Annotated in this window: 12 protein-coding genes and 1 pseudogene; 10 read left to right on the top strand and 3 right to left on the bottom strand. The window is 52.7% G+C overall.

What is annotated here, in order from left to right:
• Positions 1–35 precede the first annotated feature (35 nt).
• Together OGX90_RS15550 and rpsT are read right to left on the bottom strand one after the other, a co-directional pair.
• Complete coding sequence (locus tag OGX90_RS15550) at positions 36–1,406, bottom strand: MFS transporter (protein WP_008786155.1); 1,371 nt, start codon at positions 1,404–1,406, stop codon at positions 36–38.
• A 459-nt stretch (positions 1,407–1,865) separates the two neighbouring features.
• Positions 1,866–2,129 (bottom strand): 30S ribosomal protein S20, encoded by a 264-nt coding sequence (rpsT, locus tag OGX90_RS15545; protein WP_003018940.1) that lies wholly within the window; start codon positions 2,127–2,129, stop codon positions 1,866–1,868.
• A gap of 105 nt (positions 2,130–2,234) precedes the next feature.
• Here rpsT and OGX90_RS15540 point away from each other — a divergent pair.
• The 7 genes and pseudogenes from OGX90_RS15540 (at position 2,235) to rihC (ending at position 9,247) form a co-directional block, all read left to right on the top strand.
• Positions 2,235–2,450 (top strand): annotated as a pseudogene (locus OGX90_RS15540) (DUF2575 domain-containing protein).
• Between the two features lie 7 nt (positions 2,451–2,457).
• A complete protein-coding gene (gene ribF / locus OGX90_RS15535) occupies positions 2,458–3,396 on the top strand; it encodes a bifunctional riboflavin kinase/FAD synthetase (RefSeq protein ID WP_286573828.1) in 939 nt (312 codons plus the stop codon).
• Positions 3,397–3,433: 37 nt separating this feature from the next.
• Complete coding sequence (gene ileS / locus OGX90_RS15530; RefSeq protein WP_286573827.1) at positions 3,434–6,250, top strand: isoleucine--tRNA ligase; 2,817 nt, start codon at positions 3,434–3,436, stop codon at positions 6,248–6,250.
• A complete protein-coding gene (lspA, locus tag OGX90_RS15525) occupies positions 6,250–6,747 on the top strand; it encodes a signal peptidase II (protein WP_003018932.1) in 498 nt (165 codons plus the stop codon). Before ileS ends, lspA begins: the two co-directional genes overlap by 1 nt.
• 117 nt (positions 6,748–6,864) lie before the next feature.
• Positions 6,865–7,314, top strand: coding sequence for an FKBP-type peptidyl-prolyl cis-trans isomerase (gene fkpB, locus OGX90_RS15520; protein WP_003018929.1), 450 nt, complete (start codon positions 6,865–6,867; stop codon positions 7,312–7,314).
• A 1-nt stretch (position 7,315) separates the two neighbouring features.
• Positions 7,316–8,266, top strand: a complete 951-nt coding sequence (gene ispH, locus OGX90_RS15515; RefSeq protein ID WP_003018925.1) for a 4-hydroxy-3-methylbut-2-enyl diphosphate reductase — start codon at positions 7,316–7,318, stop codon at positions 8,264–8,266.
• 66 nt (positions 8,267–8,332) lie between these two features.
• A complete protein-coding gene (gene rihC / locus OGX90_RS15510) occupies positions 8,333–9,247 on the top strand; it encodes a ribonucleoside hydrolase RihC (protein WP_003829716.1) in 915 nt (304 codons plus the stop codon).
• Here the strand turns inward: rihC and OGX90_RS15505 are convergent, their stop codons facing one another.
• A complete protein-coding gene (locus OGX90_RS15505) occupies positions 9,248–10,156 on the bottom strand; it encodes a LysR family transcriptional regulator (protein ID WP_286624218.1) in 909 nt (302 codons plus the stop codon).
• Between the two features lie 92 nt (positions 10,157–10,248).
• On the opposite strand from OGX90_RS15505, the gene OGX90_RS15500 reads away from it, so the two are divergent.
• From OGX90_RS15500 to carA, 3 genes are all read left to right on the top strand, one after another.
• Positions 10,249–10,881 (top strand): alanyl-tRNA editing protein, encoded by a 633-nt coding sequence (locus OGX90_RS15500; protein WP_057066987.1) that lies wholly within the window; start codon positions 10,249–10,251, stop codon positions 10,879–10,881.
• Between the two features lie 268 nt (positions 10,882–11,149).
• Positions 11,150–11,971 (top strand): 4-hydroxy-tetrahydrodipicolinate reductase, encoded by an 822-nt coding sequence (gene dapB / locus OGX90_RS15495; protein WP_008786159.1) that lies wholly within the window; start codon positions 11,150–11,152, stop codon positions 11,969–11,971.
• A gap of 455 nt (positions 11,972–12,426) precedes the next feature.
• Positions 12,427–13,575 (top strand): glutamine-hydrolyzing carbamoyl-phosphate synthase small subunit, encoded by a 1,149-nt coding sequence (gene carA / locus OGX90_RS15490; RefSeq protein ID WP_003829709.1) that lies wholly within the window; start codon positions 12,427–12,429, stop codon positions 13,573–13,575.
• Positions 13,576–13,585: the final 10 nt, after the last annotated feature.

Genomic DNA, 13,585 nt, shown 5'->3' with positions numbered 1-13,585 from the left:
CTCCCATATTTCGAGGGTGAAGGTAAAGATCGTTTTTAGTTGATGGTTTCCAGATCGTGGCGAATCTTCTCTTCCATCGCTTCGTATTTACGAAAGAAAAGTAGTGGGATCGCTGCGAGCGCGAAGAGTAGGGCGGGTGCCCAGATAAAGGCCCAGGTAATTCCCTCCAGACCCGCAGCACTCTGGGCATGGTTGGGGACATAGCCAAAACAGTTCATGATCCAGGCAGCGAAAGCGGTACCGAGGCCACTACCCATCTTGATGCAGAAGGTGCTGCCGAAGGCGATAAGAATGCCGGTAGCTTTAATACCCGTCTTCCAGGCACCGAAATCGACGGCGAAGCCCAGCATGGCAAACGGCATTGAGCAGGCGATACCGCTGCCGATATTGCCGAGTATCCAGGCGGCGATGAGAAAAGGAATGTTATCTGCTGCCAGCCACATCATGACGCCGCCAAGCGCGGCGACCAGCAGACCGCCTACCCATATCCATGTTTTAGCCAGGTATTTGCTAAAGAAGGGGATAGCGATGATAAACAGGATCTGAATTGTCGCCAGGCTGTTAATCAGTGGAACCAGATCTTTGCGGTCGAGGTTGTAGGTCAGATAGTAGACAATCGTTGTGGAGCGTTGTTGTAGGGCAATCCAGAAGATCAGGTTTGCCAGCACCATCAGGATCCATGGCCAGTTGCCTTTCATTGCCGCAAAACTCTTTTTCATCGGCAATTTAGGTTCTTGCTGTATTTTATCCGTATCCATTTCACGGATATTTTTAAAGGCGAAAAGCGTTAGCGAACAGGATATTACGGCAAATATAATTGCCGTATAAATAAAACCTGCATGATCATTTCCGTTACCTAAAAAAGCAACTAACGGCAGTGCAGTCGCATTCATTAATAAAACCCCAATCTGCCCACCGGTCATTCGCCAGGAATTTAAAACCAGTCTTTCCTTAGGAGATAAGGTCATCAGAGGTAATATTGCACTGAGTGGTGTATTAAGTCCGGTAAATAGAATGCTGGCAATCATATAAGATATTGCTGCATAGATAGCTTTTCCGGTCATACTGATATCAGGAGACCAAAATGACAGGGCGCTGAATACGGCAAAAGGTAATGGCAACCATAAAAACCAGGGGCGGCATTTACCGTAACGCGAACGCGTTTTATCGATGATGATCCCCCATATGGGGGCGTCTATGCCATCGACAATACGCGCCAGCAGCAGGATGACGCCTGCTACGGCGAGGCTAATACCTGCAACGTCTGTGTAGAAATATAAAATGTAAGTTGAACCGAAACAATACAGCAGATTACCCGCCACATCCAAAGAGCCGTAGCTAATACGCTGTAGTAAAGATAATGATGTTGACCCGCATGACTGGGTATCCTCAATAACAGAACTCATAATAATAACTCCGATACTGGAACGATACGCCCAGAAAAACAGCTTCTACTTTCCAAGCAAGTTTTAAATATTATTTTTTATGTCGTTACTGAATTTAACCTCAGATTAAAATGAGTGAGTAAGGTGTACATGAAAAGTAGTTAACCCTACCGCAGCAATCAATTATCAAATCTTACATCAGGATTGCGTTTATTCGTTTTTGAATGAACGATGTTTCTATTTGCTAAGGTGGTCACAGTTTTTTTAATAATGAAATAAAAAAAGGAAAACAGTGAAAGAAAATAACTTTCACGTATTACGCGACGCGACTGAGGAAGGGATAGCTGAAAAAACAGGCTGGTCAGGAAGAGCGTGAACGAGCGAGAACAACATCAGTGGCTAAAGAGAAAAACGTCAGATAGCAGGCATAAAAAAACCCGCTTGCGCGGGTTTTTTCACAAAGCGACAACAAGCAGGCGATTAAGCCAGTTTGTTGATCTGTGCAGTCAGGTTTGCTTTATGACGTGCAGCTTTGTTTTTGTGGATCAGACCTTTAGCAGCCTGACGGTCCACGATTGGTTGCATTTCGTTAAATGCTTTCAGTGCAGTAGCTTTGTCGCCAGCTTCGATAGCTGCGTATACTTTCTTGATGAAAGTACGCATCATAGAGCGACGGCTAGCGTTGTGCTTGCGGGCCTTTTCAGACTGAACGGCGCGCTTCTTAGCTGATTTGATATTAGCCAAGGTCCAACTCCCAAATGTGTTCTATATGGACAATTCAAAGGCCGAGGAATATGCCCTTTTAGCCTTCTTTTGTCAATGGATTTGTGCAAATAAGCGCCGTTTAAATTGCAGCACTCGTTGCGTAGTGATGGCGCAGGATTCTACCAGCTTGCGTGGCGTGAATACAGCTTTTCCACGAGAAAAATTGTATTGGCGTGCCCATGAAGGTCTGCAATTTGTTTCATAACAATGAAAACAATCCTCTTTCTGTTTCGTAGAAACAATCGCCGGTTAACGTTGACCGCGGTACAGGGTATACTTTCACGATTTTCACTGTTTTGAGCCAGACATGAAGCTGATACGAGGCATACATAATCTCAGTCAGGCCCCGCATGGGTGTGTGCTGACTATTGGTAATTTCGACGGCGTGCACCGTGGCCACCGTGCGTTGCTGCAGGGTTTACGGGAAGAAGGGCGCAAACGCAATTTACCGGTGATGGTGATGATTTTCGAGCCGCAGCCGCTAGAGCTGTTTGCGACCGACAAGTCACCTGCGCGCCTCACTCGCCTGCGCGAAAAACTGCGTTATCTGGCGGAATGCGGCGTGGACTACGTGCTGTGCGTGCGTTTTGACAGGCGCTTTGCGGCATTAACGGCGCAGACCTTCATCAGCGATCTGCTGGTTAAGCGCCTTGGTGTACAATTTCTTGCCGTTGGTGATGATTTCCGCTTTGGCGCTAGCCGTGCGGGCGATTTCTTGTTATTACAGGAAGCGGGCGCTGAGTATGGTTTTGATATCACCAGCACCCAAACCTTCTGCGAAGGCGGTGTGCGCATTAGCAGCACCGCGGTACGTCAGGCGCTGGCAGAAGATAACCTGCAACTGGCCGAAAGCCTGCTTGGGCATCCTTTTACTATCTCAGGACGTGTCGTTCACGGTGATGAATTAGGGCGCACCATCGGTTTTCCGACGGCAAACTTACCGCTGCGTCGCCAGGTTTCTCCGGTGAAAGGGGTTTATGCGGTTGAAGTGATGGGACTGGGTGACAAACCGTTGCCCGGCGTCGCCAACATCGGCACCCGCCCGACGGTAGCAGGCGTACGCCAACAGTTGGAAGTGCATCTATTGGACGTTGTAATGGACCTGTATGGTCGCCATATAGATGTAGTACTGCGTAAAAAAATACGCAGTGAACAGCGATTTGCCTCGCTGGATGAGCTAAAAGCGCAGATTGCGCGTGATGAGTTGACTGCCCGTGAATTTTTGGGGCTAACAAAACCGGCTTAATGCCTATACGAGTTTTAAATACGGAACCGAGAATCTGATGAGTGACTATAAATCAACCCTGAATTTGCCGGAAACAGGGTTCCCGATGCGCGGCGATCTCGCCAAGCGCGAACCGGGAATGCTGGCGCGTTGGACTGATGATGACCTGTACGGCATCATTCGTGCGGCCAAAAAAGGCAAAAAAACCTTCATTCTGCATGATGGCCCTCCTTATGCGAATGGCAGCATTCATATTGGTCACTCGGTTAACAAGATTCTGAAAGACATTATCGTGAAGTCCAAAGGACTCACGGGTTATGACTCGCCTTACGTTCCGGGCTGGGACTGCCACGGTCTGCCGATCGAGCTGAAAGTAGAGCAGGAATACGGCAAACCGGGCGAGAAGTTTACCGCCGCTGAGTTCCGTGCCAAGTGCCGCGAATACGCAGCGACCCAGGTTGACGGTCAGCGTAAAGACTTTATCCGTCTTGGCGTACTGGGCGACTGGTCGCATCCGTACCTGACCATGGACTTCAAAACCGAAGCCAACATCATTCGTGCGCTGGGTAAAATCATCGGTAACGGTCACCTGCACAAAGGTGCGAAGCCGGTGCACTGGTGCGTTGACTGCCGTTCCGCGCTGGCGGAAGCGGAAGTTGAGTATTATGACAAAACCTCCCCGTCCATCGACGTGGCGTTCCACGCCGCCGATCAGGACGCGGTGAAAGCGAAATTTGGCGTTTCTGACGTCAACGGCCCGATCTCTCTGGTTATCTGGACCACTACCCCGTGGACGTTACCGGCGAACCGCGCAATCTCTCTGGCACCGGATTTTGACTATGCGCTGGTGCAGATTGACGGCCAGGCTGTGATTCTGGCGAAAGATCTGGTTGAAAGCGTCATGCAGCGTATTGGCGCGGCTGAATACACCATTCTCGGCACCGTTAAAGGCGCTGAGCTGGAACTGCTGCGCTTTACCCATCCGTTTATGGGCTTTGATGTGCCAGCTATCCTTGGCGATCACGTTACGCTGGATGCGGGTACCGGTGCGGTTCATACCGCTGGCGGTCACGGTCCGGATGACTACGTCATCAGCCAGAAATACGGTCTGGAAATCGCTAACCCGGTTGGCCCGGACGGCGCATACCTGGCGGGTACTTATCCGGATCTGGACGGCGTGAACGTCTTTAAAGCCAACGACAAAATCGTTGCGCTGCTGAGCGAAAAAGGTGCGCTGCTGCACGTTGAGAAGATGCAGCACAGCTACCCATGCTGCTGGCGTCACAAGTCACCGATCATCTTCCGCGCAACCCCACAGTGGTTCGTCAGCATGGATCAGAAAGGCCTGCGCGCACAGTCGCTGAAAGAGATCAAAGGCGTGCAGTGGATCCCGGACTGGGGCCAGGCGCGTATTGAATCGATGGTTGCTAACCGTCCTGACTGGTGTATCTCCCGTCAGCGTACGTGGGGTGTGCCGATGTCTCTGTTTGTTCACAAAGACACCGAAGAGCTGCATCCGCGCGCTGTCGAACTGATGGAAGAAGTCGCCAAACGCGTTGAAGTTGACGGCATCCAGGCGTGGTGGGATCTCGATCCGAAAGATATCCTCGGCGACGAAGCTGACCAGTATGTCAAAGTCCCGGATACGCTGGACGTGTGGTTCGACTCCGGTTCAACCCACTCCTCCGTCGTGGACGTGCGTCCTGAGTTTGCAGGCCATGCGGCCGATATGTATCTGGAAGGCTCTGACCAGCACCGTGGCTGGTTCATGTCATCTCTGATGATCTCCACCGCCATGAAAGGCAAAGCACCTTATCGCCAGGTACTGACTCACGGTTTCACCGTTGATGGTCAGGGCCGTAAGATGTCCAAGTCTATCGGTAACACCGTTTCTCCGCAGGATGTGATGAACAAACTGGGCGCGGATATTCTGCGTCTGTGGGTGGCTTCAACCGACTATACCGGTGAAATGGCCGTTTCTGACGAAATTCTGAAACGTGCTGCAGACAGCTATCGTCGTATCCGTAACACCGCGCGCTTCCTGCTGGCGAACCTGAACGGGTTCGATCCGGTTAAAGACATGGTGAAACCGGAAGAGATGGTGGTGCTGGACAGGTGGGCGGTAGGTTGTGCGCAAGCGGCGCAGGACGAAATCCTGAAAGCCTATGAAGCCTATGACTTCCACGAAGTGGTACAGCGCCTGATGCGCTTCTGCTCCGTCGAAATGGGTTCGTTCTACCTCGACATCATCAAAGACCGTCAGTACACCGCGAAAGCGGACAGCGTGGCGCGTCGTAGCTGCCAGACTGCGCTGTTCCATATCGCTGAAGCGCTGGTTCGTTGGATGGCGCCGATCATGTCCTTCACCGCCGATGAAATCTGGGGCTACCTGCCGGGCGATCGTGAGAAGTATGTCTTTACCGGTGAATGGTACGAAGGTCTGTTTGGCCTAGGCGAAACCGAGGCGATGAACGATGCCTTCTGGGACGAGCTGCTGAAAGTGCGTGGCGAAGTGAACAAAGTCATCGAACAGGCGCGTGCGGATAAGAAAGTCGGTGGTTCTCTGGAGGCTTCAGTCACCCTGTACGCTGAACCTGAGCTGGCGGCGAAACTGACCGCGCTGGGCGAAGAGTTGCGTTTTGTACTGCTGACCTCTGGTGCGACGGTTGCGGATTATGCAGCGGCTCCTGCTGATGCTCAGCAGAGCGAACTGCTCAAAGGTCTGAAAATCGTACTGAGCAAAGCCGAAGGTGAAAAATGCCCGCGCTGCTGGCATTACACTACCGACGTCGGCCAGGTGGCGGAACATGCAGATATCTGCGGACGCTGTGTCAGCAACATCGCCGGTGATGGCGAACAACGTAAGTTTGCCTGATGAGTAAGCCTCTTTGTTCAACAGGACTACGCTGGCTGTGGCTGGTGGTAGTCGTGCTGATTATCGATTTAGGCAGCAAATACCTGATCCTCCAGAACTTTGCTCTGGGGGATACGGTGTCGCTGTTTCCGTCGCTTAATCTGCACTACGCGCGTAACTATGGTGCGGCGTTTAGCTTCTTAGCCGACAGCGGCGGCTGGCAACGTTGGTTCTTTGCCGGCATCGCCATCGGTATTTGCGTCATCCTGATGGTGATGATGTATCGCTCGAAGGCGACGCAGAAGCTGAACAACATCGCGTATGCGTTAATCATTGGCGGTGCACTGGGCAACTTGTTCGACCGCCTGTGGCACGGCTTCGTGGTTGATATGATTGACTTTTACGTCGGCGACTGGCATTTCGCGACCTTCAATCTGGCCGATACTGCTATCTGTATCGGCGCGGCGTTGATTGTGCTCGAAGGCTTCCTGCCGTCGAAAGAGAAAAAAGCCGCATAAAAAAATGCCGGATGGCGCTATGCTCTTCCGGCCTACAATATACTGCGATCCTTGTTGGCCCGGTAAGCGTACCGCCACCGGGCAAACAGGCGGCAGCAATTTTAAAGAGCAACCTGCATGTCTAAATCAGTACAGAGTAACAGTGCGGTGCTGGTGCACTTCACCCTTAAGCTCGACGATGGCTCAACCGCAGAGTCAACCCGCAATAACGGCAAGCCTGCGCTGTTTCGCCTGGGCGACGGTTCTCTGTCTGAAGGACTGGAACAACACCTGCTGGGGCTAAAAGAAGGTGATAAAACCACTTTTGCTCTGGAACCGGATGCCGCCTTTGGCGTGTCAAGTCCGGACTTAATTCAGTATTTCTCGCGTCGGGAATTTATGGACGCGGGCGAGCCAGAAATTGGCGCTATCATGCTCTTTACCGCAATGGACGGCAGTGAGATGCCTGGCGTGATCCGCGAAATCAACGGTGATTCGATCACGGTTGATTTCAACCATCCGCTGGCCGGGCATACCGTTCATTTTGATATTGAAGTGCTGGAAGTCGAACCGGCACTGGAGGCGTAAAATGCAGATCCTGTTGGCCAACCCGCGCGGTTTTTGCGCTGGCGTAGACCGCGCTATCAGCATTGTGGAAAACGCGCTGGCTATTTATGGCGCACCGATTTATGTCCGTCACGAGGTGGTGCATAACCGCTATGTGGTGGATAGCCTGCGCGAGCGCGGCGCTATTTTTATCGAGCAAATCAGCGAAGTGCCGGATGGCGCGATCCTGATTTTCTCCGCTCATGGCGTATCTCAGGCGGTGCGTAACGAAGCCAAAGGCCGTGACCTCACGGTTTTTGATGCGACCTGCCCGCTGGTAACGAAGGTGCATATGGAAGTTGCCCGCGCCAGTCGTCGTGGCGAAGAATCCATTCTGATTGGTCACGCCGGGCACCCGGAAGTCGAAGGCACAATGGGCCAGTACAGCAACCCGCAAGGGGGAATGTATCTGGTTGAATCACCAGATGATGTGCTGAAACTGAATGTGAAAAATGAAGGAAAATTATCCTTCATGACGCAGACAACGCTTTCCGTTGACGACACTTCTGACGTTATTGATGCGCTGCGTCAACGCTTCCCGAAAATTGTCGGGCCGCGCAAAGACGATATCTGTTATGCCACCACCAACCGTCAGGAAGCGGTTCGCGCGCTGGCGGAACAGGCTGACGTTGTGCTGGTGGTCGGCTCTAAGAACTCCTCTAACTCCAACCGTCTGGCTGAACTGGCCCAGCGAATGGGGAAAGCGGCGTATTTGATTGACGATGCGACCGACATTCAGGAAGCGTGGGTGAAAGAAGCGAAGTGTGTGGGCGTGACGGCCGGAGCCTCGGCGCCGGATATCCTGGTGCAAAACGTGATTGCTCGCCTGCAAGAGCTTGGTGGTGGGGAAGCGATCCCACTGGAAGGCCGCGAAGAGAACATCGTTTTCGAAGTGCCGAAAGAGCTGCGTGTGGATGTTCGTGAAGTAGAGTAAGTCTTTCCGGTTACGATTATGAGAAGATGCCAGACTTAACGTCTGGCATTTTTTTATGGAGAAACCATGCGCTTACCGATCATTCTTGATACCGATCCCGGCATTGATGATGCCGCCGCCATTGCCGCCGCGCTGTTTGCCCCTGAGCTGGATCTGCAACTGATGACCACGGTAGCAGGCAATGTGTCGGTGGAAAAAACCACCCGTAATGCGTTGCAACTGCTGCACTTCTGGAATGCGGATGTTCCGCTAGCGCAGGGAGCATCAATGCCGCTGGTGCGGCCGCTGCGTGATGCCGCTTCCGTGCACGGCGAGTCCGGTATGGAAGGGTATGAATTTGTCGAACACGACCGCCAGGCGATGGCAAAACCCGCCTTCCAGGCGATTCGCGATGCGCTGATGCATGCCCCGCAGCCTGTGACGCTGGTGGCGATTGGCCCGCTGACCAACATTGCGCTGCTGCTGACCCATTATCCTGAATGCGTATTCAACATTCAGCGTCTGGTGATTATGGGCGGCTCTGCCGGGCGCGGGAACTTCACACCCAACGCCGAGTTTAATATTGCTATCGATCCCGAGGCCGCAGCGAAAGTCTTCCAGAGTGGGCTGGAGATTGTGATGTGTGGGCTGGATGTGACCAATCAGGCCATGCTCGCCCCGGACTATCTGGCGACGCTCCCCCAACTTAACCAGACGGGGAAAATGCTGCATGCGCTGTTTAGCCATTACCGTAGCGGCAGTATGAATACGGGGCTGCGAATGCACGACCTGTGCGCTATTGCCTGGCTGGTGCGCCCGGAACTGTTTACCCTGCAGCCGTGCTTCGTGGCGGTTGAAACCCAGGGCGAATATACCTCGGGTACGACTGTAGTGGACATTGAAGGACGCTTGGGGCATCCGGCAAATGCGCAGGTTGCGCTGGGTCTGAACGTTGAGGGGTTCCAGCAGTGGGTGGCAGAGGTATTTGCCCGCGCGCTGTAATCAGGTGTTGTGCAACGGCACCTTCTCGCTGAGATAATCAATCATCGCCCGCATTCTGGCGGGCATATGTTGATTGCGCGTCCATAGCAGCCACAGTTCCCCGCTGTAGTCGCTGATAAATTCCCATTCTGGCAGTACCTGGACAATCTCGCCATTGGCGAGTGCCTCGCTGGCGGTGAACAGTGGCAGGCTGCCGATTCCCAGATCCTTTTTTACCGCGTCCAGACGTACACCGGTGTGGTTGGCGGCGTAGCGGCCATGAGTCTGAATGGTCTCCATGCGCTCACCGCGTCGAAACTTCCAGCGTGAATCCGCAGGTGTCTCGCCAAGACTGATACAGCTATGCTCTCGCAGTGCCTGCGGGTGCTCGGGCGTACCGTGCTTGCGTAAGTATTCGGGGGTTGCGCATATCACATGGCTGACCGGCATCAGCGGTTTCCCGTACAGGCCCGGGGAGGGCGACTGACTGATGCGCAGTGCAAGGTCGACGCCGTCGTCGATTAAATCCATATACCGGTCTTCCAGCTGAAGGCAGACGTCCACTTGCGGGTAGCGCGTAAAGAATTCGGCCATCAGTGGATGAATGACAAATCGCCCCACCGCTTTCGGCACGCTGAGGGTCAGTTGCCCTTGCGCGATGGTTTGTCGACTGCTGCCTGAGTCGACGGCCATTTGCGCCGCATGCAGCATTTCCTGCGCGTGTGCATACACAATTTTGCCCGTTTCGCTGAGCGCCAGCTTGCGCGTCGTACGGTGCAGCAGCTTACTGCCCAACGCCTTCTCGAGGCGTGAAGCGCTGCGGCTAATAGCGGAAGGCGTAGCACCCGAGGCTTTGGCGGCAGCGGAGAAGCTCCCCTGGTCGATAATCAACACAAAGGTGGCAAGGTCGGGAAGAAGGTTAGGATTCATTTGTGCGTACCAGACAAAGATGCATTGAACCAGCGCAGGATTATCGCCGTCAGTAAAGTGAATATACTCTTCCCATCAAGAGGAGAGCAATCATGACTGAACGTCTTTATTACACCAGCGATAACACTGAAGGCCAAGCTAACTTACTGAGTTGCTCGGCTGAGCTGGATGGACGGTACGCGGTGGTACTGGATAGAACCCTTTTTCACCCGCAGGGAGGCGGGCAGCCTGCGGATGCGGGCTGGATTGATGGTGAGCGGGTTGAAACAGTCCTCGCGCGCGGTGACGATGTGGTGCACATCGTGGCAAAACCGCTCCTCCCCGGCATCGTGAACCTGCGTGTGGATGTCGCGTTGCGTCAACTGCACGCCCGCCTGCACTCGGCAGGACATCTTATCGGCCTGGCGGGTACAGCGTTTGGCTGGCTCCCGGTGAAAGCACATCATTGGCCCAATGAGGGGCGCATTACTTTCGCCGCCGGTGAAAACGGCACGTTACCGGATACGCTATCGTTGCAGGAGAAAATCAACGCCTGGCAGGCAGACAATCTCGCCAGACAAGTGACATTCACCGACGGGTTGCGGCAGGTTGGATTTGGTCATCTCCTCGCTTATCCCTGCGGAGGGACGCATGTTGCCCATCTCTCTGAGATTGGACCGGTGACGATTACTCAGGTGAAGATGAAAAAAGGGCAAATGATCGTCAACTACACGCTCGTGCCATAAAACCACACTCGCGAAAATATCTACGCAGACTGGCTGATTTCTGCTCGTATTTCCGTCGTTTTCCCATCATTTTGCGCCATACTGAGTAAGTTTGACTTCTTTCCTGTGCTCCAGCAATGATTCATCCTGCGGGATGAATCATGTCTTTTACTGATATTCCCCTCTGTTTATCATTAAATTCTAATTATGGGTGTTTTCAGCTAGCGGCCTCCGGGCGCGCTGGTTACTCTGAAAACGGTTTACGCAATTTTTATAAAAGAGAATAGCTATGCATGAAGCACAAATCCGTGTCGCCATTGCCGGCGCCGGTGGCCGCATGGGACGGCAGTTAATCCAGGCCGCCATGGCGATGGAAGGTGTTCAATTGGGTGCCGCGTTAGAGCGCGAAGGCTCGTCCTTACTGGGAAGCGATGCCGGAGAATTAGCGGGGGCCGGAAAAACGGGCGTTACCGTGCAAAGCAGCCTTGACGCGGTGAAAGATGATTTCGATGTTTTCATCGATTTTACCCGCCCGGAAGGCACGCTGGCGCATCTGGCGTTTTGCCGCCAGCACGGTAAAGGGATGGTGATTGGCACCACCGGCTTTGACGATGCCGGTAAACAGGCTATTCGTGATGCCGCGCAGGAGATTGCGATCGTTTTCGCCGCGAACTTTAGCGTTGGCGTTAACGTCATGCTTAAGCTGCTGGAGAAGGCGGCGAAAGTGATGGGCGATTACACCGATATTGAGATTATTGAAGCTCACCACCGCCATAAAGTTGATGCGCCGTCAGGCACTGCGCTGGCGATGGGCGAGGCGATTGCCGGGGCGCTGGATAAGGATTTAAAAGAGTGTGCCGTCTATTCGCGTGAAGGTTACACCGGCGAGCGCGTACCGGGCACGATCGGTTTTGCCACGGTACGGGCGGGGGATATCGTCGGTGAGCATACCGCGATGTTTGCTGATATTGGCGAGCGTATTGAGATCACGCATAAAGCGTCCAGCCGCATGACTTTTGCCAATGGCGCAGTGCGTTCGGCAATTTGGCTAAAATCAAAGTCAAATGGTCTTTTTGACATGAAAGATGTGCTTGATTTACGCAGTTTATAGCTTTCATTACCCTTCGTGATGTGGTTATTGTAATCATAATTATTTGATTACATAGGGCAATATTTTATTGCCCTTTTATTTTTGGCTTCTGAATGTGTTTTTTCTTTTAATTGGTTATTTGTCTATGTTTTGTTGGGTAATTCTGTTACCTCAATGTAAATTTTGACCAAATGGTCCACTTTTTTCTCTCCCGCATTCTGTTTTTACACTCTTTGTCTGCCGCAAGCGTTTTCCACCCTGAGTTAGCTGATCTTTTTGCCTGTTAAATCGTGTGTTTTATCCCAGTGGCGCAAAATAATAATAAAAAAAGCCCTTTTGGGTAGACTTTTGTGTGAGCTATCTCTAGAATGCCGCCGTTTGCCAGAAATCCATAGGTAAGCAAATTTGCATTGATTCATGAGGTGTTAATGAATTAATATGCAAATAAAGTGAGTGAATATTCTCTGGAGGGTGTTTTGATTAAGTCAGCGCTATTGGTTCTGGAAGACGGAACCCAGTTTCACGGTCGGGCCATAGGGGCAACAGGTTCGGCGGTTGGGGAAGTCGTTTTCAATACTTCAATGACCGGTTATCAAGAAATCCTCACTGATCCTTCCTATTCCCGCCAAATCGTCACTCTTACTTATCCTCATATCGGTAATGTCGGCACCAATGAAGCCGATGCAGAATCTTCTCAGGTACATGCGCAAGGCCTGGTCATCCGCGACCTGCCGCTGATTGCCAGCAACTTCCGCGATACTGAAGACCTCTCTTCTTACCTCAAGCGCCATAACATTGTGGCGATTGCTGATATCGATACCCGTAAGCTGACGCGTTTGCTGCGTGAAAAGGGCGCACAGAACGGCTGCATCATCGCGGGCGATAACCCGGATGCGGCGCTGGCACTGGAAAAAGCAAAAGCTTTCCCAGGCCTGAACGGTATGGATCTGGCGAAAGAAGTGACCACCGCGGAGCCTTATAGTTGGACGCAGGGGAGCTGGACGCTAGCCGGTGACCTGCCGGAAGCGAAATCTGCCGATGAAATGCCGTTCCACGTTGTGGCTTACGATTTCGGCGCCAAACGTAACATTCTGCGTATGTTAGCGGACCGCGGCTGCCGCCTGACGGTTGTACCGGCGAAAACCTCAGCAGAAGACGTTCTGAAGATGAATCCGGACGGTATTTTCCTGTCCAACGGCCCTGGCGACCCGGCACCGTGCGACTACGCAATTACCGCGATTCAGAAATTCCTCGAAACCGATATTCCGGTATTTGGCATCTGCCTCGGCCATCAGTTGCTGGCGCTGGCGAGCGGTGCGAAGACCATTAAGATGAAGTTTGGCCACCACGGCGGTAACCATCCGGTAAAAGATATTGATAACAATACCGTGATGATCACCGCACAGAACCACGGTTTTGCTGTAGATGAAGCCTCCATGCCTGCCAACCTGCGCGTGACCCACAAGTCACTGTTCGACGGCACCTTGCAGGGGATTCATCGTACCGATAAACCGGCGTTTAGCTTCCAGGGGCACCCTGAAGCGAGTCCGGGTCCGCACGACGCTGCACCGTTGTTCGACCACTTTATCGAGTTAATTGAGCAATACCGTCAGTCCGCGAAATAATCAGGAGTAA

The sequence above is a fragment of the Citrobacter sp. Cpo012 genome (genome assembly GCF_030333015.1).
GTDB lineage: Bacteria > Pseudomonadota > Gammaproteobacteria > Enterobacterales > Enterobacteriaceae > Citrobacter > Citrobacter portucalensis.
The sequence above is the reverse complement of the archived record's forward strand: the minus strand, read 5'-3'. Positions and strand labels throughout refer to the sequence as shown.